Genomic DNA, 21,270 nt, shown 5'->3' on the forward strand with positions numbered 1-21,270 from the left:
CCGAAACGCCTGATAGGGTCCGCCAGGTAAACGGTTGCGTTTACTTGGGGCAACTACCGAGGAGGACTCCATGACCCTGCTGGTCCCCACCGAGCTGAGCGGTGCCGCGGAGAAGCTGATACGCGGCCGGCACGCGACCCGCGCGTTCCGTCCGCAAGCCGTGCCCGAGGACACGATGCGTGCGATCTTCTCGCTGGCGGGCGCCGCACCGTCCAACTCCAACGCACAGCCGTGGCGCGTGGAGGTGGTGAGCGGCGCCACGCGCGACCGTCTGGCGGACGCCCTGCGGGCGGCGCACGCCGCGAACCGCACCTCGGTCGACTTCCCGTACTCCGACGAGATGTACTGCGAGGCGCAGCAGGCGCGCCGGGCGGCGTTCGGCGCCGGACTGTACGGGGCGCTGGGCATCGCCGCGGACGACCAGGCGTCGCGGGCGGCCTACAACACGGAGAGCCTGCGCTTCTACGGCGCGCCGCACGCCGCCTTCCTGTTCGTCGCCGGGGACGGCGGACCGCGGCTCGCCGCGGACGTCGGCGCCTATCTGCAGACCCTCCTGCTGGCGATGACCGCCTACGGCGTGGCGAGTTGCCCGCAGGGGCTGCTCAGCTTCTACGCCGACACGGTCCGCGCCGAACTCGGCGTCGACGAGGGGCGGCTCCTCGTGGGCGTCTCCTTCGGCTACGCCGACGAGACCGCTCCGGTGAACCGGGTCACGGCCGGGCGGGCCGCGCTCGACGAGGTCACGACCTTCCACGGCTGAGGGAGCCCGATCCGACAGCGTCCCGCGAGCGGGGCGGGCCCCGCTACTCGATCAGCGCGTCCGCGGCGATGATCACCAGGCCGATCAGCATGTCCAGGAGTCCCGCGCGGCACGAGGACAGCCGGCCGAGCCCGGCGGTGCGGGCCGCGGAGGTGCCCAGGGTGAAGAGCAGGACGGTGTTCAGCACCAGGGCCGTGTCGGCGGCCGTGTCCTCCGCCCACCACCCGGCCGTCGCGGCGAGCAGCATCGCCACCGTCGGCAGCACGGCGGCGGTCAGCGGCCACTCGGCGAGCACCGCGCGCAGTCTGCTCGCCGAGGCCGTTCCGTCGCCGGACGCACGCCGGGCGATGACATGCGCGTATCCGTGGGCGGCGCCCGACGACAGCGCCGTGAGCAGAACCCACAGCGCGTCCTGGCCGGGGTTGGCCTCCCCGCCCGGAACGTCCAGCGCCGCCACCAGTGCGCTGGCCAGCACCAGGCCGTAGATTCCCTTGAACAGCCACCCCTCCGGCCGGCGCCGCAGGATTCCCCTCGACGTGACACCGCCGGCAGTGCCGTGGCCGGCGCGCTCGGACATTCAGGAGAGCCAGTCGGTGTACCGGGTGGGGGCCAGGCGGGCGTCCAGGTCGGTGAGGACGTCCCCCTCGACCGCCGCGAACATGCCCGCGGTCGGGTCGGTGACGACCGTGCGCCCGTCACCCCTGCGGGAGAGGGTCAGGCGGCCCAGGTCGTCCAGCGGGAACACATCCGGTCCACCGACGTTCCGGATGCCGTTCAGCGGGGTTCCCACGGCAACCTCCGCCACCGCGGTCGCCACGTCCTTCGCGGCGATCGGCTGGATGGGCGTGGCGGGCAGCCGGACGCGGTCACCGTCCGCGGTCCAGGACAGGACGGCCTCCATGAACTCCATGAACTGGGTGGCGCGCACGATCGAGTACGGCACGGGGCCGCCCCTGAGGAGCTCCTCCTGGAGGAGTTTGGCGCGATAGTAGGCCAGTTCCGGCACCCGGTCGACGCCGACGATCGACAGAATCACGAAGTGACCCGTTCCGGCCCGCCGCGCCGCGGTCAGGAGGTTGTCCATCGAGGCCCGGAAGAAGCCGGGCGAGGCGTCGTCGAAGGTCGGCGAGTTCGTCAGGTTGACGACGACGTCGGTGCCCTCCAGCGCCCGGTCCACTCCCTCGCCGCTGACGACGTCGACTCCGGTGGACAGCGAGTGGGGCACCGCCCGGTGCCCGGCCGCGTTCAGGTTCTCGACGACCCGGGAGCCGATCAGTCCCGTGCCGCCGATGACCGCGATCTCCATGACGCGCCTCGCTCCCTGCCGATCCACGTGGTCCAGGAACCACTGTGTCGGTGCGCGCGGAGTACGGCGCTCTGGATGCCCCGAAGGGATGAGAGCGAGCCCCGTCGCCCGTCGGACCGGCCCGCCGACGGCGTCAGGCGGCGCAGTCCGGGCAGATGCCGCGGTAGGTCACTTCGGCCTCATGGACGGTGAAGCCGAAGGACTGGGAGGCCGGGAGGTCCGAGAGGGGGTCGCCCGTCGGGTGCACGTCGCGGATCGAGCCGCAGCGATCGCAGAGCAGGTGGTGGTGGGGGTGACGCGCGTTCGGGTCGTAGCGCTTGGCGCGGCCGTCGGTCGACACCTCGAGGACCTCGCCCCGGTGCACCAGTTCACGCAGCGTGTTGTAGACCGTCGCCCGGGAGATCTCGGGCAGTCGCTCCGCGGCACGGGTGTGCACCTCGTCGGCGGTCAGGTGCACGTGGTCCCCGTCGAGGACCTCGGCCACCACGCGCCGCTGCGCGGTCAGGCGCCAGCCGCGTTCGCGAAGCCGCCCCAGGAGATCACTCATGCGCAGCACCCTAGCAGGGTGCGGCATCAATTCAAGAGCGGATATGGCTCTAGATGGCGCCTTGCCTTAGATCCTGTCCAATGTAGGGTGGGGCCTGCGAAGAACCACACCGAGGAGCAAGCCTTGCCTGAGAACAACCAGAAGCCGCTGACCACGGTTGCCGGTGCACCGGTTCCCGACAACCAGAACTCCCTGACGTCCGGCCCGCGCGGTCCGATGCTGCTGCAGGATGTGTGGTTCCTGGAGAAGCTCGCCCACTTCGACCGCGAGGTCATCCCGGAGCGCCGGATGCACGCCAAGGGCTCGGGCGCGTTCGGCACCTTCACGGTGACCCACGACATCACGCGGTACACGAGCGCCAAGATCTTCTCCGAGATCGGCAAGAAGACCGAGCTGTTCACCCGCTTCTCCACGGTCGCCGGTGAGCGCGGCGCCGCCGACGCCGAGCGCGACATCCGCGGCTTCGCCGTGAAGTTCTACACGGAGGAGGGCAACTGGGACCTGGTCGGCAACAACACCCCCGTCTTCTTCTTCCGTGACCCGCTGAAGTTCCCGGACCTCAACCACGCGGTGAAGCGCGACCCGCGCACCAACCTCCGCAACGCGGAGAACAACTGGGACTTCTGGACCAACCTCCCCGAGGCCCTGCACCAGGTCACCATCGTGATGTCGGACCGCGGCATCCCGGCCTCCTACCGGCACATGCACGGGTTCGGCTCGCACACCTACAGCCTGATCAACGCCGAGGGCGAGCGGTTCTGGGTCAAGTTCCACCACCGCACCCAGCAGGGCATCAAGAACCTCACCGACGCCGAGGCCGAGGCCCTGGTCGGCAAGGACCGCGAGTCCCACCAGCGCGACCTCTTCGACGCGATCGAGAACGGCGACTTCCCGAAGTGGAAGCTGTTCATCCAGGTCATGCCGGAGGCCGACGCGGAGAACTACCGCTTCCACCCCTTCGACCTCACCAAGGTCTGGTCGAAGAAGGACTACCCGCTGATCGAGGTCGGCGAGTGGGAGCTCAACCGCAACCCCGACAACTACTTCGCGGACGTCGAGCAGGCCGCCTTCAGCCCGGCCAACGTGGTCCCGGGCATCAGCTTCTCCCCCGACCGGATGCTGCAGGGCCGGCTGTTCTCCTACGGCGACGCCCAGCGCTACCGCCTCGGTGTCAACCACCACCAGATCCCCGTCAACGCGCCGAAGAGCCCGGTGAACTCCTACCACCGCGACGGCGGCATGCGCGTCGACGGCAACCAGGGAGCCACTCCGGGCATCGAGCCCAACTCCTACGGGCGCTGGCAGGAGCAGCCGGCCTACCGCGAGCCCGCCCAGGCCGTGGGTGCCGTCGCGGACCGGTTCAACTACCGCGAGGACGACGACAACTACTTCGAGCAGCCCGGCAACCTGTTCCGGCAGATGAGCCCGGAGCAGCAGCAGGTCCTCTTCGAGAACACGGCGCGCGCGATCGACGGCGCCTCCGAGCAGACCGTCGCGCGGCACATCGCCAACTGCACCAAGGCCGACCCGGCCTACGGCGAGGGCGTCCGCAAGGCGATCGAGGCCCTGGCCGCCGGCAACCTCTGATCCGGCCGGTCCAAAGGACAAGCGGTACACACACGCGCCGTGCCGGCGCGGGCGCACCCGAGGTGCCCGCGCCGGCACGGCGTACCGCCATGGAGACATCATGGACATGAACAACAGCGGTGGTCTGACTCCGGAGCAGACGGAACGCGTCGTGGCGATCGCCATGGACCTGGCCCGGGAGGGCGGCACCGAGCAGCTGGTGGAGTTCGTGGCGCACGGGCTGCCGGTGGACGTGCGGGATCCGGCGGGCAACACCCTCCTCATGCTCGCCGCGTACCACGGTCACGCCGACACCGTGGAGACCCTGATCCGGTACGGCGCCGACCCGGACCTCCGCAACGACAGGGACCAGTCCCCCGTCGCCGGTGCCCTGTTCAAGGGAGCCGACGACGTGGTGGCCGTACTGCTCCGGGCGGGTGCGGACCTGGACTCCGGTACACCGACCGCGCGAGCCGCAGCGGCGATGTTCGGCCGCGCCCACCTGCTCGCGAGCTGATCGGGTGACGCCGCCGGGCGCCCGGCACCGCCCGCCTCCGCACCGGGCCCGCCCCGCACACGCAAGCCGGAACCCGGACGCGCCCGGTGTCGGGAGCGGGGTGCTTGACCCTCACGCGGCGTGATGCCGCATTGTCGGTGGCGTGGAGGAGCACCTGACCGTGGGACGCGTGGCCGAGTCGGCCGGAGTGAGCGTCCGCACGCTGCATCACTATGACGACATCGGCCTCGTGCGGCCGTCCGCGCGGACCGCGGCCGGCTACCGGGCCTACTCGGCGGACGACGTGGAGCGGCTGCGGAAGGTCCTGGCCTACCGGCGGCTCGGTTTCGGACTGCGCGACATCGCGGACCTCGTCGACGACCCGGCCACCGACGCGGTCGCCCACCTGCGCCGGCTGCGCGGCCTGCTGGCGCAACGGCGCGACCGCGCCGCCTCCATGGTGACGGCGATCGACCGGGAACTGGGGGCGCGGGCGATGGGGATCAGGACGACACCGGAGGACCAACTCAGGGCGTTCGGCGCGCAGTTGTACGAGAACATCGGGGCCGCCTACCCTGCGACACGGCGCACCGAACCGCGGATCGCCGCGCAGGTGTGGGAGGCGCTCGGCGACGCGCGGACGGTGCTGAACGTGGGCGCCGGCACCGGCTCCTACGAGCCCCCGGACCGGGAGGTGACCGCGGTGGAGCCGTCGGCGGTCATGCGCGCGCAGCGCCCCGCGGGCGCGGCTCGGTGCGTGGCCGCCGCCGCGGAGAGCCTGCCGTTCGAGGACCGGTCCTTCGACGCCGCGATGGCCTTCAGCACCGTGCACCACTGGCACGACCCGATCGCCGGACTGCGGGAGATGCGCCGGGTCGCCCGTCGCGTGGTGGTGTTCACGCACGACGCCGGTGACACCGGCTGGCGGCACCGGTTCTGGCTGACCCGTGACTACCTGCCCGAGGTCGCGGACCTGGTCGCGGACCGGCCCCCGGTGGACCGGCTGGCCCGCGCGATCGGGGCCCGCCTGGAGCCGGTGCTCATCCCCTGGGACTGCGCGGACGGCTTCCTGGAAGCCTACTGGCGCCGGCCGGAGGCGTATCTGGAGGAGCCTGTGCGCCGCGCGGTCTCCGTGTGGACCAGGGTCGGGCCGGCGGACGAGCGACGGGCGGTGGCCGCCCTCCGCGACGACCTCTCCTCGGGCCGCTGGACCGAGCGCAACCGCGACCTCCTGGGTCTCGACGCGGCGGAGCTCGGCCTCCGACTGCTCGTGGCCTGAACCAACGCTGCGCGGGTGCGCAGGCGACGGGAGAATCACGTGACGCCCGGCAGCCCGGACTGCGCGATGGCGGGCTGGCGGGATGGGGGATCGAGGCGGATGGCGGGAATCGGATTACGCGGTGGCGGGAAGAGATCCCTGGGGTTTCACCGGTCCGTTGATCAACTCTCAAAGCTTGAGCACGAATTACACACATCCCCTCTACACGGTGGCCCCGATGGTCTAGATTGACCGTGCTTCAGCTGTTCAGGCACGAGGCGACCGGTAATGATCTTTAGGTCCGGAGCAGGGGGGTCTGCTGTTGTCAGTGCGCATTGCTCGTATTGCTGTGCCATAGCCGGAACGTTGTGCGCGGGCAGGCCGGGGGGCCGTCCGTGGGGAGGAACAGCGCGGCGCGGGAGGCGGGGGTCTCCCGAGGGGGAGGAACAGTGCTAGGCGAATACGTCGAACCACTGGGAACCTGGGGGGTTCTGTGCGGCAAGGGGGATTGGTCAGCCCGTTTCCGTCTGCGAGCGGGCAGCTGGCGGACGGAGCAACCAGCCGGCCCGCGAGCGACTGGGAGCAGCGATATCGCCGTACCGTGATCACCAGCGATGCCGTGACCACCGCTTTCGTGGTGGCGGGCATCGGCAATTTCTTCGGGGTCCGGGACGCGGCCAACTGGCACGAGAAATGGGGAATTCTCGCGTTCGGCACCTGGCTGCTGGTTCTGGGCGCGCTCGCGGTGAGCCGGTCGTGGGCACCGGCCGTACTCGGTCAGGGCGCCGAGGAATTCCGCCGGCTCGGACGCTCGCTGTTCGTGGCGACCGTCGTGCTGGCGCTCGGCGGAATCGCCCTCACCTCGCGCAACATCAAACTCTGGATCTTCGTCGCCGTTCCCGCGATCGCGATCGTCACCATGATCTCGCGCTATGCGCTGCGCGTCCGGCTGCACCGGCAGCGCAAGGAGGGGCGCTGCCTGCGACCGGTGCTCGCCGCGGGCAGCCCGGCCACCGTGCGCGATCTGATCGCCCGGACCCGGAGGTTCCCGCACCTCGGCTGGCGCGTGGACGCGGTCTGCACGACGCTCGGCGCCGGGGTCGAGCGTGACGAACTGGACGGAGTGCCGGTCGTCGGCCCGCTGGAGCACGTCGCGCATCACGTCCGCCGCGACGGCTACCGGGTGGTCGCGGTCACCCCGGACCCGCACTGGTCACCGCACCGGCTGCAGCGGCTGGCCTGGAACCTGGAGGGCAGCGACGCCGAGATGGTCGTGGCCCCCGTGCTGATGGAGGTGGCCGGTCCGCGGCTGCACGTCGACGCGGTGCTCGGGATACCGCTGCTGCGGGTCAGCATGCCGACTTTCACCGGGGGCCGCCGGGTCGTCAAGGCGGTGGTCGACCGGCTGGGCGCGGCGGTCCTGCTGGCGCTCTTCGCACCGCTGATGGTGTTCGTCGCACTGCTCGTCCTGGCGGACAGCCGGGGCGGGGCGTTCTACCGCCAGCGCAGGGTCGGCAAGAACGGTCGCGAGTTCACCATACTCAAGTTCCGCACCATGGTCGCCGGCGCCGACCGGGCACGTGCCGCGCTGGCCGACCGCAACGAGGGCGCGGGCCTGCTGTTCAAGCTCCGCCGGGACCCCCGGGTGACCCGGGTGGGAGCCGTACTGCGCCGTTACTCGATCGACGAGCTGCCGCAGCTGTTCAACGTACTCACCGGATCGATGTCGCTCGTGGGTCCGCGGCCTCCGCTGCCCGAGGAGTCCGCGGCGTACGGGCCGGACATCCGAAGACGGCTGCTGGTCAAGCCCGGACTCACCGGCCTGTGGCAGATCAGCGGACGCAGCGACCTGCCGTGGGACGAGGCGGTCCGGCTGGACCTGCGGTACGTGGAGGACTGGTCGCTCGCGCTGGACACAGTGATCTTGTGGAAGACGCTGCGCGCGGTGGTCCATGGGCACGGGGCGTACTGATGCGCGAGGGCCGCCGGGCCGACGCGTGGATCGCAGACCGTCGGGGTCTGCCTGGGGGGAGGAACGTGTCATGAGGGTCAGCGTTTTCGGCCTCGGTTATGTGGGCTGTGTGTCGGCCGCGTGCCTGGCCGGCATGGGGCACGAGGTCATCGGGGTGGATGTGAACCAGGTGAAGGTCGACCTGGTCAACGACGGCAAGGCCCCGGTGGTGGAGGAACGGATCGGCGAACTGATCGCCGAGGTCGTGGGCAGCGGAGCGTTGCGGGCCACCCGTGACGTCCGCGAGGCGATCATGGACAGCGAGATATCCCTCGTCTGCGTGGGCACGCCGTCGGAGCCCAACGGCAGCCTGTGCACCACGTACCTGGAACGGGTCACCGAGGAGATCGGCGCCGCGCTGGCGGACCGTGGTGGACGCGGCGGGCGGCACACCGTGGTGTTCCGCAGCACCATGCTCCCGGGCACCTGTGTGAACCTGCTGGTGCCGATCCTGGAGAAGTACGTCGGCGGCACCGCCGGGGTGGACTTCGGGGTCGCGGTCAACCCGGAGTTCCTGCGCGAGGGCACGAGCGTGCGGGACTTCTTCGACCCGCCCAAGACCGTCATCGGTGAACTCGACCCGGCCAGCGGTGACGCGGTGCTGGCCCTGTACGAGAGCCTTCCCGGCGAGGTGTTCCGCGTGCCGGTCGCGACGGCCGAGGCGATCAAGTACGCGGACAACGCCTTCCACGGCCTCAAGATCGGCTTCGCGAACGAACTGGGCGCGGTGTGCCAGGCGCTCGGGGTGGACTCGCACCAGGTCATGGACGTCTTCCTGGCCGACCGCAAGCTGAACATCAGCCCCGCCTATCTGCGGCCCGGCTTCGCCTTCGGCGGCTCCTGCCTGCCCAAGGACCTGCGCAGCCTGGTCCACGCCGCGCAGCGGGCCGACGTGTCGGTGCCCATCCTGTCCCATGTGCTGCCCTCCAACTCCGCGCACCTGGAGCGCGCGGTGGAGCTGGTGGAGCGCACCGGGAAGCGCCGGGTCGGGCTGTTCGGGCTGTCCTTCAAGCCCGGCACCGACGACCTCCGGGAGAGCCCGCTCGTCGAACTGGCGGAGCGGCTCTTCGGCAAGGGCTACGCCCTGAAGATCCACGACGCCAACGTGAGCCTGTCCCGACTGCTCGGCGCGAACCGCGAGTACGTCGAGACCCGGCTGCCGCACCTCGCCCAGCTGCTCGCGGACTCGGTCGACGAGGTCCTGGAACACGCCGAGGTGTGCCTGGTCGGCACCAGGGACCCGGCCGTGCTGGCGGCGCTGCCCCATGGCGGCGGACCGCTGCTGATCGACCTCGTCCACCTTCCGGACGCCGACACGCGCCGGACCGAACCGGGGTACGTGGGCCTTGCTTGGTGACTCGACGTCCGGTGACACGCCGCTCGGCGGCAGCACCGGCGACCGGCCGGGGCGGCGCGCGCTGATCCTGGTGGAGAACCTGTCGGTGCCCTTCGACCGGCGGGTGTGGCAGGAGTGCACGACCCTGCGCGACGCGGGCTGGGAGGTGCACGTCATCTGCCCCCGGGGCACCAAGCGGGACACGGAGGCCGAAGCGGTCGTCGAGGGGGTGCGCATCCACCGCTACCCGTTGCGCGCGGCCACCGGAGGACCGGCCGGCTACCTGCGGGAGTACGGCGCGGCGCTCTGGCACACCGCCCGGCTGGCCCGCAGGGTCGGCCCGGTCGACGTGGTCCACGCCTGCAACCCGCCCGACCTGCTGTTCCTTCCGGCCCTGTGGCTCAAGCGGCGCGGCGCGCGGTTCGTCTTCGACCAGCACGACCTGATACCCGAGCTGTACCTCTCCCGGTTCGGCCGCGGCAAGGACTTCCTCTACCGCGCCGTGTGCGCCCTGGAGCGGATGACCTACCGGGCCGCGGACATCGTGCTCGCCACGAACGAGAGCTACAAGGACGTCGCGGTGCACCGGGGCGGCCGGCGCCCGGACGACGTCTTCGTGGTGCGCAGCGCGCCCGCGACCGACCGCTTTCAACCGGTCCCGCCCGACCCCGAGTTGAAGCGCGGCAAGCCTCATCTGCTGTGCTACCTGGGCGTCATGGGTCCTCAGGACGGCGTCGACTACGCCCTGCGGGCCCTGGCGAAACTGCGCGACGAGGTCGGACGGACCGACTGGCACGCGGTGTTCGTCGGCTCCGGTGACGCCTTCGACGCCATGGTGGAGCTGTCCCGGTCACTGGGGCTCGGTGAGCAGGTGCAGTTCACCGGGCGCATTCCGGACGCCGACCTGGTGCGTTACCTGTCCACGGCGGACGTGTGCCTCTCCCCCGACCCGCGCAATCCGCTCAACGACGTGTCGACCATGAACAAGGTCCTGGAGTACATGGCGATGGGCCGGCCGATCGTCTCGTTCGACCTCCGGGAGGCGCGCGTCTCCGCCGGTGACGCCGCCCTGTACGCGGCCGCCAACGACGAGGCGGAGTTCGCCGGGCTGGTCGCGCGGTTGCTTGACGACCCGGACGAGCGCGCCCGGATGGGCAAGATCGGCCAGGAACGCGTCAACGGGCAGCTCTCCTGGCGCAACTCGCAGACGGCGCTGCTCGCCGCGTACGCCGCCGCCTGCCGCAACCACATTCCGGTGCCGGCGGGCGTCCCGGTCGGAGCGGGGATCACGGCCGGGATCAGAGCGGGGATCAGGGCAAGGATCAAAGCAGGGGGAAGGTCGCGCCGTTGAGCGATGACACGATACGCCTGGTCACGGTCGGGCGAATTCTCCGTCGGCGCCGGCGGCTGCTCGCCGTCCTCGTCGTGGTGGGCGCACTCGTCGGCTACGGCGTCTCGGTGCTGTTCCCGCCGCGCTACACGGCGTCCGCCTCGGTCCTGCTGCCGGGACCGTGGGAGGAGCGCGAGCTGGTCACCCAGGTCGAGATCGCGACCAGTTCGTCGGTGGTCGACCGGGCGGGCGAGGAGCTCGGCTGGAGCGGGGTGAGCGACAGCGAGCTGCGTGACCGGGTGAGCGCCGAGACCGCCGACGGGAACGTCGTCAAGATCTCCGGCACGGCCGAGAGCCCGGAGCGTGCGCAGCGGCTCTCGGACGAAGTGGCCAAGCAGTTCGTGACGTTCGCGGCGCGGATCGCGAGCGGCAGCACCGATCCCGACGAGGCGGCGGGGCCGGAGGCACTGCGGGAGCAGGTCAAGCGGACCAACCAGCGCATCACCGACCTGGCCAACGCGGCAGATCCGGGGCAGACCGTGGAGAGCGTGCAGGCCCGCACCGAGCTGGAGAAGCTGCGCACCACGCTGCAGGAGGCCATGCAGAAGCTCGAGGAGGCCGACCCGGCCAACAACAGGGCCGGCCTGGTCGTCATGGGGCCGGCGGCCCGGCCGACCGGCGAGGCTCCGCCGACGAGGGCGCAGCTCATCGGCGGCGGCGCGCTGCTGTTCTTCGTACTCGCGATCGTCGGTCATCTCGCCGCGGCGCGGGTGAACCGGCGGCTGCGCTCCGAACGCGAGATCGCTGCCGCGCTGCGCTCGGCGCTGCTGGGCACCGTCGACGTACCCCGTGACCGGCGCGCCCACCGGCCGAAGGCGCGCGGCGCGCGGGCCCGGCTCCGGTGGCTGCTGGGCACCGACGTCCGGTGGGACCTGCCGGTCCCGCAGTCCTCCGGCGACGAGGCCGGGCGGCGGCTCCGCTACCGGCGGGTGTGCGCGCGCCTGCGGGAACGGCTGCCGGACGCCCGGCGGCTGCTGGTCGTCGTAACGGACGACGACGAGGTCGCCCGACGGGCCGCGGAGCGGCTCGCCGCCGAGGCCGAGGGCGAACCGCTGCTGCGGCTGGTGGAGGTCCCGGTCGCCCGGCCGATGGTGCCGGACCGTGACACCGAGTCCGGTGTCCTGCTCGTGCTGGGCGCGGGCAGCCGCACCGCGGAGGAACTCGCCGGCCTCGCCGAGGCGTGCGCGGACGGCGGGCACGCGGTCGTCGGCGTCGTCGTCGCCGGCGCGGTCCGGGCCCGTCCGGCGGGACCGGCCGGCCGCCCTCCGGAGAACGCCACCGCGGTGGCTCCGGTGCACGAGAACGCGACGGGAGGTGCCGCGTGACGACGAGTACGGCTTCGCAGTCGTCCGCCTCCGCTCCGCTGCTGGACCTGCAGGCACTGGTCGTGGCGGTGCGCAGGCGGCGGCGCCTGTGGGCCTCGCTGGCCCTGCTGGGCCTGCTGGCCGGCGCGGCCGTGGCGGTCCTGCTGCCGCCCAGGCCGGCCGCGGTGGCCAAGGTGCTGGTCGCGCACAAGGACGACCAGCCGAACGACACCGGAACGCTGATCCGCACCGATGTCGAACTGCTGGACACCACACGGATCGCCGCCGAGGCCCTGCGGTCCCTCGGCTCCCGGGAGGACCCGGAAGACTTCATGCAGGACTACCGGGGCACCGGGCTGACCAACAACCTGCTGCGGATCGACGTGACGGGTGACAGCGACGCGGACGCGGTGGCCCGGGCCAAGGCGCTGGCCGAGACGTTCGTCGCGGACCACGTACGGCGGATGCGGGAGGGCGCCGAGGCCGAGTCGGAGTCCCTGCTGGACCAGCGTGACCGCATGCGCAAGGAGCTGGCCGAGGTCAACAGGTCGATCGGGGACCGCTCGCCGGACGACGAGCCGAAGGCGTCGGCGAGCATCGAGTCGCTCTTCGCCCGCCGGGCCGAACTCGACTCGCGGATCGCCGAGTTCGACCAGCGGGCCGCGGAGGCGCTCACCGGCACGCCCGAGGTGGTCGCCGGCACGAAGATCGTGGACGCCCCGCACGCGGTGCGGCACTCCTTGCCGAGGGCCGTGGCCACCGATGCCGCGATCGGGCTGGTCCTCGGGCTCGTTCTCGGGCTCGCGCTGGCCGCGGTCGGCGCGGTGGTCGCGGACCGCCCCGTGCTGCGCCGGGAGATCGCCGCGCACCTGGGCGCCTCGGTCCTCGCGGAGCTGCGCCGCGGGCCGCGCCGGTCGGCCCGGTCGTGGCAGCGCCGGCGGACCCGGGCGGCACGCGAACGGCTCGCCACCACGCTGGCCCGCGTCGTGCGCGGTTCCGTGGAACCGGTGTCGCTGCTGGAACTGGGCTGTGCGCGCGGCACCGCCGTGATCGCCCTGGACGTCGCCGGAGCGCTTCAGGCGGACGGGCCCGTGGTCGTCGTGGACGGTCTGCCCGGCACGGAACTCGCCGCCGGCCGGGGGAAACCGGGCGGCCCCACCGTGCTGAGCGGCGAGCGCGCCGCGGCCGAGCCGCTCCATGTGCGCCGGCTCGGCGTCGGCTCGGTGGCGCCCGGTACGGCGTGGACCGACCTCCATTACCTCGGCAGCCGGACGGTGCTCGTCGTGCGGGTGGGGCACGCCAGCACCGCCTGGCTGCACACCGTGGCGCGGCAGCTCGCGGACCAGCGCATCGCCGTGATCGGGGTGGTCCTGATCGACCCCGATCCGCGCGACCGGACCGACGGCACCCTGTGGGACGGTCCGCACCTCGCGCGGCGTGGCCACGACGAACGGCCGAAGCGGCACAACGGCGGGGGAACCTCCCACGCCGTCCAGGCGGTGGGGGACGGCCGGCTCCGGGCGGAACGGCCCTCGATGCCGGCCGCGACGGTCCCGGACAGCGATCAGGAGGCGCGGTAGCACATGTGCGGCATCGCAGGCACGTACCACTGGCCGGACGGCAAGGCCGTGACCGACCGGCTCACCGACGTCCTCGCCCACCGCGGTCCGGACGGTGCGGGCCGCTACGGCCATCCCGCCGGGGACGGCGAGGTGCAGCTCGGGCACCGCCGGCTGGCCATCATCGACCTGTCCGGGACGGGCGCCCAGCCGATGGTCTCGGACGGCCTCGCCCTGACCTACAACGGCGAGCTGTACAACGCGCCCGAACTGCGCGGCGAGCTGGAGTCCGCGGGGGTGCGCTTCCGGGGCACCTCCGACACCGAGGTGGTGCTGGAGGCCTGGCGGCGCTGGGGCACCGACTGCCTGGCCCGGCTGCGCGGCATGTTCGCGTTCGCGGTCTTCGACGAGCGCACCGGTGAACTGGTGCTCGCCCGCGACCAGCTCGGCATCAAGCCGCTGTTCCTGCTGCGGCGCGGCGGGGGTCTGGTGTTCGCCTCCGAACTCAAGGCGCTCGCCGCCGTGACCGGCGGGAAGCTGGAGGTGGACCACGCGGCGCTGGTGGCCTCGCTGCTGTACTACTGGGTGCCTGACTCGCGCTGCGCGTTCCGCGAGGCGGAGAAGCTGCCGCCGGGGAGCTGGCTGCGGTGCCGGCCCGACGGCCGGGTGGAGCGCGGCAGGTTCTGGAACCTGAGGGACGTCGCCGCCGAGGGCCGGGAGCGGGCCCTGAGCGGCGAGCAGCCGGACCTGGCCGCCGTGGTCGAGGAGTCGACCCGGCGCCACCTGCTCTCGGACGTGCCGGTGGCGACGTTCCTCTCCGGCGGGCTGGACTCCAGCTACCTCACCGCGCTGGCCGCCCGCGACCGGCCCGGCATCTCCGCCTACACGATCGGCTTCCGCGCCGAGGACGCCAGGTTCGAGGCGATGCCCGACGACCTGCGCTACGCCCGGCAGGTGGCCGAGCGGTTCGGCGTCGACCTGCACGAGATCGAGATCGCCCCGAACGTGCTCGACCTGCTGCCGCGGATGACGTACCACCTGGACGAGCCGATCGGCGACCCCGCCGCGATCAACACCTTCCTGATCTGCTCGGCCGCCCGGGAGGCCGGGGTCAAGGTGATGCTCTCGGGGATGGGTGCCGACGAGCTGTTCGCCGGGTACCGCAAGCACCTGGCCAACGTGCTGGCGCTGCGCTACCAGCGCGTGCCGCGGCCGCTGCGGCGCGGGCTGTCCGCGGCCGTGGACCGGCTCCCGGTCGCGACGAGCCGCCGGGGCTACCGGTCGGTGCGCTTCGCGAAGCGGTTCCTCTCCTTCGCCGACCTGTCGGAGGAGACCGCCTTCCGGCGCAGCTACACGATGTACGACCGGGCGGAGCTGCTCGCCCTGATCGATCCGGATCTGGCCGGGACGGTCGACGACGTGCTGACCGAGCACGCGGACGTCTACCAGGACAACGACCTCGACGACTTCGTGAACCGCATGTGCCTGGGCGATGCCCGGATGTTCCTGCCGGGCCTGAACCTCGCCTACACGGACCGCTCCAGCATGGCCGCGTCGACCGAGGTACGGGTGCCGTACGTGGACGTCGAGGTGGTGAAGGCGGCGTTCGCCGTCCCCGGTGACCGCAAGATCGTCAAACGGCAGGGCAAGGCCGTCCTGAAGGAGGCGGCGGCCTCGGTCCTGCCCCGGGAGATCGTGTACCGGCCCAAGGGTCTGTTCAGCGCCCCGCTGCGGGCCTGGATGAGCCGGGACCTGGCGCCGCTGGTGCGCGAGGTGGTGAACGACGGCGAGCTGGTGCGCTCCGGTTTCCTGCGCCGCGACGCGCTTCAGCGGCTCGTCGCCGAGGACGCCTCCGGGCAGCGGGACTTCTCCAAGCACCTGTGGCACGTGCTGACCCTCGAGTACTGGTACCGCGGCGCCACCTCGGGGGCCGGCCACGACTCCCCGTCGACGGCGTAGCACCCCGGCACCTCCCCCGCACCAAGACCGGCAGAGAGACAAGAGGACCTTCGGTGAAACAGGTTGTGCAGAACTACAAGAGCGGCGAGCTGGCGCTGCTCGACGTGCCGGTGCCGGGCTGCAAGCCGGGCGGTGTGCTGGTGCGGACCGCCTACTCGCTGATCTCCACCGGCACCGAGCTGATGAAGGTGTCCGAGGCCGGCATGTCGATGCTCGGCAAGGCCCGTTCCCGGCCGGACCAGGTGGCCAAGGTCGTGCAGAGCGTCGCCACCAACGGGGTGCCCGCCACCTACCGCAAGGTGATGGGCAAGCTGGACTCCTACACGCCGCTCGGCTACTCGCTGTGCGGGGTGGTCGAGCAGGTCGGCGCCGGGATCGACGACGTGAAGGCCGGCGACCTCGTCGCCTGCGCCGGCAACGAGCACGCCCTGCACGCCGAGCTGAACTGGGTCCCGAAGAACCTCTACGCCCCGGTGCCGGACGGACTCGCACCCCGGCACGCGGCCTTCGGCACCGTCGGGTCGATCGCCCTGCAGGGGGTCCGCCAGGGCGAGTCGCGGCTCGGCGAGACGGCCCTGGTCATCGGCCTCGGGCTGATCGGGCAGCTGGTGGCGCAGTTGCTCACCGCCTCGGGCGTCCGGGTCGTCGGCGTCGACCCCGACCCGGCGCGCTGCGAGCTGGCCGAGCGGCTGGGCGCGGCGGCCTGCGGCGACCCCGCGTCCCCGGCCGTGGAGAGTGCCGTGGCCGAACTCACCGACGGCCACGGGGTGGACCAGGTGTATCTGGCCGCCGGAGGTGGCAGCAACCAGCCCGTCGAGCTGGCCGCCCGGCTGTGCCGTGACCGGGGCCGGGTCGTCGACATCGGCAAGTGCCGCCTGGACCTGCCGTGGAACGCGTACTACGAGAAGGAGCTCGACGTCCGGTTCTCCCGCTCCTACGGTCCCGGGCGCTACGACCCGGAGTACGAGATCGAGGGGCGGGACTACCCGATCGGCTACGTGCGCTGGACCGAGCGGCGCAACCTGGCGTGCTTCCTCGATCTCGCCGCCAGGGGCCGCGTCGACGTGGAGCCGCTGATCACCCGTACCGCCGCCTTCGACGACGCCGTGGAGACGTATCAGCACCTCAAGGACGGCGATCTGAAGGCCGTGGCCGTGCTGTTCCGGTACCCCGAACAGGACGCGGAGGAAGGGCCGTCGGACGGTGCGCCGGTGATGACCGTGCCCGCGGTGCGCGGCGGCGGCAGGTCCTCCGCCCCGGCGCGGGCGGCGAAGACGCCGGTGCGCCTCGCCTTCGTCGGCGCGGGGAACTACGCGACGTCGATGCTGTTGCCGCACCTGGCACAGCGCGACGGTGTCGAGCTGTCGACGGTCGTCACCACGACCGCGCTGTCCGCGGCGAACGCGCAGCGGAAGTTCGGCTTCCGGGAGGCGACCACCGATCTGGACGCCGTGCTCGGCGACGCGTCCGTCGACGCGGTGTTCGTGGTCACCCGGCACAGCTCGCACGCCGAACTGACCCGCAGGGCGCTGCTGGCCGGCAAGGCCGTGTTCGTGGAGAAGCCCTTGGCGCTCACCGAGGAGGAGCTGACCGGTGTGCTCGCCGCGGTGGAGGAGTCCGGCAACGACCGGTTGCAGGTGGGCTTCAACCGCCGGTTCGCGCCGCTGCTCCAGGAGGCCAGGAAGCGGTTCGGCGCCCGCACCGGTCCGGCGAGCCTGCGCTACCTGGTCAACGCGGGGCGGCTCGACCACGGCAGCTGGTACCTCCATCAGGGCACCGAGGGCTCGCGGTTCGCCGGTGAGGGCGGGCACTTCGTGGACACGGCGAGCTGGCTGCTGGGCGCCGACCCGGTCTCGGTGTACGCCCTCGCCCCGTCCGGAAACGAGGACCTCCAGGTGGTGCTGGGCTACCCGGACGGTTCCACCGCCACCATCAGCTATGTCACCACCGGCGCGGCGGGCTTCCCGAAGGAGACGCTGGACCTGGTCGCGGACGGCAAGGTGCTGCAGCTCGACGACTTCGTCCGCAGCTCCGTCTACGACGGCCGCAAGCGGTGGGTCAGTTCCCGGCTGCCCAAGGCCCGGGACAAGGGCCAGCCGGCCGAACTGGCCGCGTTCGTCCGGGCGGTGCGGACCGGCGGGCCGATGCCGGTGCCGCTGCCCTCGCTGGTCGCGACGACGGCGGCCACCCTGGCCGTGCGGGCCGCCTTGACCGGCGGCGCTCCGGTGACCCTGGCGGAGGCGCGATGACGGCGGCACCGGGGAGTGCGGGCTGGTACCTGCGGCGGCTGTCCCGGATGGGGCCGCGCGAGGTGGGCGGCCGGGTGGGCGACACCGTGCGCAGGCGGCGGTGGCGGTCGGTGCGGCCGGACGCCCCGAGTGTGACCGGGGCCCGGTTCACCGCGGTCCTGCCCGCCGGGACGATCGCCGCGGTGCCGCCGGACGCCGCGAAGCGCCTCGTCGCCGAGGCCGACCGCCTGATGGCCGGGCACGCCGAGTACTTCGGCGTGGTCCGCGACGACCTGGCCGACCCCGACTGGACGTACGACCCGAAGACCGGGCGCCGGGCGCCGTGGGGTTACGCCTTCGACGTGCCGTACCGCGACGAGGACGCGGTCGGGGACATCAAGCAGATCTGGGAGCCGTCCCGGCACCAGTACCTCACGGTGCTCGCGGCCGCCTACGCGGTGACCGGCGACGAGCGGTACGCCGAGCGGGTGGCCGGGCACCTGCGGTCCTGGTGGGCGGCCAACGCGCCGCTGCGCGGAGTGCACTGGGTCAGCGGCATCGAGCTGGGGATCCGGCTGCTGTCGTGGGTGTGGATCCGCCGGCTGCTCGACGGCTGGCCGGGCGCGGCCGCCCTGTTCGAGGACAACCCGGCGGCCCTGGAGCAGATCTGGCACCACCAGCGCTGGCTCGCCGCCTTCCCCAGCCGGGGGTCGTCGGCGAACAACCATGTCGTGGCGGAGGCCGCCGGGCAGTTGGCCGCGTCCTGCGCCTTCGGCTGGTTCCCCGACTCGGCCAGGTGGCGGGACAAGGCGCTGCGGTCGCTGGAGCGGCACCTGCGCGCCAACACGTTCCTCTCCGGCCTCAACCGGGAGCTGGCCACCGAGTACCACGGGCTGGTGCTGGAACTGGGCCTGGCCGCGGTGGCGGAGGCGGACGCCGCCGGTGTGCCGGTTCCCGCGACGGTCCGGCTGGTGCTGCTGCGGATGACCGACGCGCTGGCCGCCGTCGTGGACGGCCGGCTGCGCCCGCCGCGCCAGGGGGACGCCGACGACGGCCACGGCCTGGTGGTGGACGGCGCGGGCACCGACCGCTGGGCCTCGCTGCTGGCCACCGGGGACGCCGTGTTCGGCTCCCTGCCCTGGTGGCCGACGGTGACCGGCACCGACGTGCGCACACCGCTGCTGGCCGCGCTGATCCGGCCGTACGGCAAGGAGGAAGCCGGCCCGGCGGTGACCCGTCCGGCGCGCAGGCCGGCCCACTTCGCGGACGCGGGGCTCACGGTCCTGCCCGGCCCGGCGGGGATCTGGTGCCGCTGCGACGGCGGTCCGCATGGCTTCCTGTCCATCGCCGCGCACGCCCACGCGGACGCGCTCTCGCTGGAGGTGCGGCACGACGGGGTCGACGTGCTGGCCGACCCGGGCACGTACTGCTACCACGGGCAGCCCGCCTGGCGGCGGTACTTCCGGTCGACCCTCGGCCACAACACCCTGGAGCTGGACGGCACCGACCAGTCCCTCTCCGGCGGCCCGTTCCTGTGGACCCGGCACGCCCGCACCCGGGTGCTGGCCGTGGACACCTCCGACGAGGGTGTGTCCCGCTGGTGCGCCGAGCACGACGGGTACGGGCCGTCCGTGCACCGCCGCCGGGTTGAGCTGACGGCCGCGAGCCGTGAGCTGCGGGTGGTGGACGAGGTGCGCGGCCCGCGCCGGGCCGTGCGCCTCGCGTTCCACCTCGGCCCGGCGGTCTCGGCCGAGCTGGCCGGGAGCCGCGCCCTGCTCAGCTGGGCCCGGGACGGCGAGGAGCGCTCGGCGGTGCTCGACCTGCCGGGCGAGCTGTCCTGGCGGGCCCATCGCGGGGAGAGCGACCCGCCGCTCGGCTGGTACTCCCCCGGCTTCGGGCGCAAGGAACCGGCCACCACGCTGGTCGGGACCGGTTTCACCGACGACGCGCAGGGCTTCACGACCGTACTCGGGTTCCGCGACTAGGCACAGGAAGGGGGGAGGACGCATGGCGATCACCTGGCGGAGCCGGGCGGTGTCGGCCGCGGCGCCACTGGCGCTGGCGCTGCTGGCGGCCGGCTGTGTCGGCACGTCGCAGGCGCCGTCGCCGGGGCCGTCCGCCTCCGCCTCGCCCTCCCCGTCCGGTGGGCCCCCCGCGGCCCGGGTGTGCGCCGAGCCGGCGGCCGGACCGGCGAAGGCACCGGCCGGCGCGGTGACCGTCGATCCGGCTGTCGTCGGCGACCTGGCCGCCAAGACCCGCAACAGCCCCGCGCACACCACCTTCTGGCTGCGGCCGGGCAAGCACCGGCTCGCACCCGACCGGTACGCGCAGGTCGTCCCCAAGGAAGGAAACCGGTACCTCGGCGCGCCGGGCGCGGTGCTCGACGGGCGCAAGACCAACCGGTACGCGTTCGGCGGCACCGCACCCGACGTCACCATCGGCCATCTCACCGTGCAGGGTTTCGCCGCGCCGCACGACGAGGGCGTGGTCAACCACGACTCGGCCGACGGGTGGGTGATCGAGCACGCCACGGTCCGGGACAACTCCGGCGCCGGGCTGATGGCCGGTGACCGCCAGCAGGTGCGTGCCAGTTGTCTGCGCGACAACGGCCAGTACGGCCTGAACGCGTACAAGGGCGACGGCACCATCAACGACCTGGTGGTCGAGGGCAACGAGATCACCGGCAACAACACCGGCGACTGGGAGCGCAAGCGGCCGGGCTGCGGCTGCACCGGCGGCGTCAAGTTCTGGGCCGTCGAGGGCGCCGACATCCGTGGCAACTGGGTGCACGACAACCGCGGGACCGGCCTGTGGGCGGACACCAACAACAACGACTTCCTCATCGAGTCCAACCTCATCGAGTCCAACGACGGTGCCGCGCTGATCTACGAGACCAGCTACAACGCGGTCGTCCGGAAGAACACGATCCGCCGGAACAACTGGGTCGAGGGCCGCGCGAACACCGACGGCGGCGACAACTTCCCCTTCGCCACGGTCTACATCTCCGAGTCCGGCGGTGAACCGCGCGTCGAGGCCCGCACGGACAAGATCGAGATCTACGGGAACGTACTGGAGGACAACTGGTCCGGCATCACCCTGTGGGAGAACGCCGACCGGTTCTGCAACAGTCCCGCCAACACATCGTCGGGCGACTGCACCCTGCTGGTGAAGGACATCGAGCGCTGCGCCCGCCCGGCGATCGCCGAGGCACCGCTGTACGCCGACTGCCGCTGGAAGACCCAGCGGGTGGACGTCCACGACAACCGCTTCCTCCTGGACAAGACCGTCGTGGAGTGCACGTCGAACTGCGACCGCATGGCGCTGCTGGCCAACTACGGCACCTACCCGGACTGGTCTCCGTACCAGGGCGAGCGGGTGGCCGAGGCCATCACCCACCGGCAGCACAACCGCTGGCACGACAACGTCTACGTCGGACCGTGGAAGTTCGTCGCCCAGGACCCGAGCCGGGTCCTCGACTTCGGACAGTGGCAGGGCGCCCCCTACCGCCAGGACGCGGGCAGCACCCTGCGGGCTCGGGACGGTGGTTGAG

At 72.3% G+C, this 21,270-nt stretch carries 16 protein-coding genes; 13 read left to right on the forward strand and 3 right to left on the reverse strand.

The window, feature by feature from the left end:
- Nucleotides 1–70: 70 nt before the first annotated feature.
- Nucleotides 71–760, forward strand: a complete 690-nt coding sequence (locus ACZ6IM_RS14995) for a nitroreductase (RefSeq protein WP_469556858.1) — start codon at nt 71–73, stop codon at nt 758–760.
- Nucleotides 761–803: 43 nt separating this feature from the next.
- On the opposite strand, the gene ACZ6IM_RS15000 is transcribed toward ACZ6IM_RS14995, so the two are convergent.
- The 3 genes from ACZ6IM_RS15000 to ACZ6IM_RS15010 all read right to left on the reverse strand — a co-directional run bounded on the left by ACZ6IM_RS15000 (nt 804) and on the right by ACZ6IM_RS15010 (nt 2,613).
- Nucleotides 804–1,337: a hypothetical protein gene (locus tag ACZ6IM_RS15000; RefSeq protein WP_469556860.1), complete on the reverse strand. Its 534-nt coding sequence runs from the start codon at nt 1,335–1,337 to the stop codon at nt 804–806.
- Complete coding sequence (locus tag ACZ6IM_RS15005; protein ID WP_052841058.1) at nt 1,338–2,066, reverse strand: SDR family oxidoreductase; 729 nt, start codon at nt 2,064–2,066, stop codon at nt 1,338–1,340.
- 133 nt (nt 2,067–2,199) lie between these two features.
- Nucleotides 2,200–2,613, reverse strand: a complete 414-nt coding sequence (locus ACZ6IM_RS15010; RefSeq protein ID WP_052841059.1) for a Fur family transcriptional regulator — start codon at nt 2,611–2,613, stop codon at nt 2,200–2,202.
- A gap of 123 nt (nt 2,614–2,736) precedes the next feature.
- On the opposite strand from ACZ6IM_RS15010, the gene ACZ6IM_RS15015 reads away from it, so the two are divergent.
- The 12 genes from ACZ6IM_RS15015 (at nt 2,737) to ACZ6IM_RS15070 (ending at nt 21,269) form a co-directional block, all read left to right on the forward strand.
- Nucleotides 2,737–4,200: a catalase gene (locus tag ACZ6IM_RS15015; protein ID WP_052841060.1), complete on the forward strand. Its 1,464-nt coding sequence runs from the start codon at nt 2,737–2,739 to the stop codon at nt 4,198–4,200.
- A 100-nt stretch (nt 4,201–4,300) separates the two neighbouring features.
- Entirely contained in the window at nt 4,301–4,696 is a 396-nt protein-coding gene (locus ACZ6IM_RS15020) for an ankyrin repeat domain-containing protein (protein WP_052841061.1), read from the forward strand.
- Nucleotides 4,697–4,838: 142 nt separating this feature from the next.
- Nucleotides 4,839–5,954 carry a MerR family transcriptional regulator gene (locus ACZ6IM_RS15025; protein ID WP_469556863.1) on the forward strand — a complete coding sequence of 372 codons (1,116 nt, stop codon included), beginning with the start codon at nt 4,839–4,841 and terminating at the stop codon, nt 5,952–5,954.
- 472 nt (nt 5,955–6,426) lie between these two features.
- Nucleotides 6,427–7,905: a sugar transferase gene (locus tag ACZ6IM_RS15030; RefSeq protein WP_052841063.1), complete on the forward strand. Its 1,479-nt coding sequence runs from the start codon at nt 6,427–6,429 to the stop codon at nt 7,903–7,905.
- A gap of 70 nt (nt 7,906–7,975) precedes the next feature.
- Nucleotides 7,976–9,301 carry a nucleotide sugar dehydrogenase gene (locus ACZ6IM_RS15035; RefSeq protein WP_469556865.1) on the forward strand — a complete coding sequence of 442 codons (1,326 nt, stop codon included), beginning with the start codon at nt 7,976–7,978 and terminating at the stop codon, nt 9,299–9,301.
- Nucleotides 9,291–10,631, forward strand: a complete 1,341-nt coding sequence (locus ACZ6IM_RS15040) for a glycosyltransferase family 4 protein (protein ID WP_469556867.1) — start codon at nt 9,291–9,293, stop codon at nt 10,629–10,631. Before ACZ6IM_RS15035 ends, ACZ6IM_RS15040 begins: the two co-directional genes overlap by 11 nt.
- Entirely contained in the window at nt 10,628–11,995 is a 1,368-nt protein-coding gene (locus ACZ6IM_RS15045; protein WP_052841066.1) for a Wzz/FepE/Etk N-terminal domain-containing protein, read from the forward strand. Before ACZ6IM_RS15040 ends, ACZ6IM_RS15045 begins: the two co-directional genes overlap by 4 nt.
- Nucleotides 11,992–13,554 (forward strand): Wzz/FepE/Etk N-terminal domain-containing protein, encoded by a 1,563-nt coding sequence (locus ACZ6IM_RS15050; protein ID WP_052841067.1) that lies wholly within the window; start codon nt 11,992–11,994, stop codon nt 13,552–13,554. The genes ACZ6IM_RS15045 and ACZ6IM_RS15050 overlap by 4 nt, the downstream gene beginning before the upstream one ends.
- Nucleotides 13,555–13,557: 3 nt before the next feature.
- Nucleotides 13,558–15,492 carry an asparagine synthase (glutamine-hydrolyzing) gene (asnB, locus tag ACZ6IM_RS15055; RefSeq protein WP_469556870.1) on the forward strand — a complete coding sequence of 645 codons (1,935 nt, stop codon included), beginning with the start codon at nt 13,558–13,560 and terminating at the stop codon, nt 15,490–15,492.
- Nucleotides 15,493–15,545: 53 nt separating this feature from the next.
- Nucleotides 15,546–17,741, forward strand: a complete 2,196-nt coding sequence (locus ACZ6IM_RS15060) for a bi-domain-containing oxidoreductase (protein ID WP_469556871.1) — start codon at nt 15,546–15,548, stop codon at nt 17,739–17,741.
- Nucleotides 17,738–19,705, forward strand: a complete 1,968-nt coding sequence (locus tag ACZ6IM_RS15065) for a heparinase II/III family protein (protein WP_469556873.1) — start codon at nt 17,738–17,740, stop codon at nt 19,703–19,705. Before ACZ6IM_RS15060 ends, ACZ6IM_RS15065 begins: the two co-directional genes overlap by 4 nt.
- Nucleotides 19,706–19,727: 22 nt before the next feature.
- Nucleotides 19,728–21,269 carry a right-handed parallel beta-helix repeat-containing protein gene (locus ACZ6IM_RS15070; RefSeq protein WP_469556875.1) on the forward strand — a complete coding sequence of 514 codons (1,542 nt, stop codon included), beginning with the start codon at nt 19,728–19,730 and terminating at the stop codon, nt 21,267–21,269.
- Nucleotide 21,270: the final 1 nt, after the last annotated feature.

This window comes from Streptomyces sp. NPDC042336 (assembly GCF_055581985.1).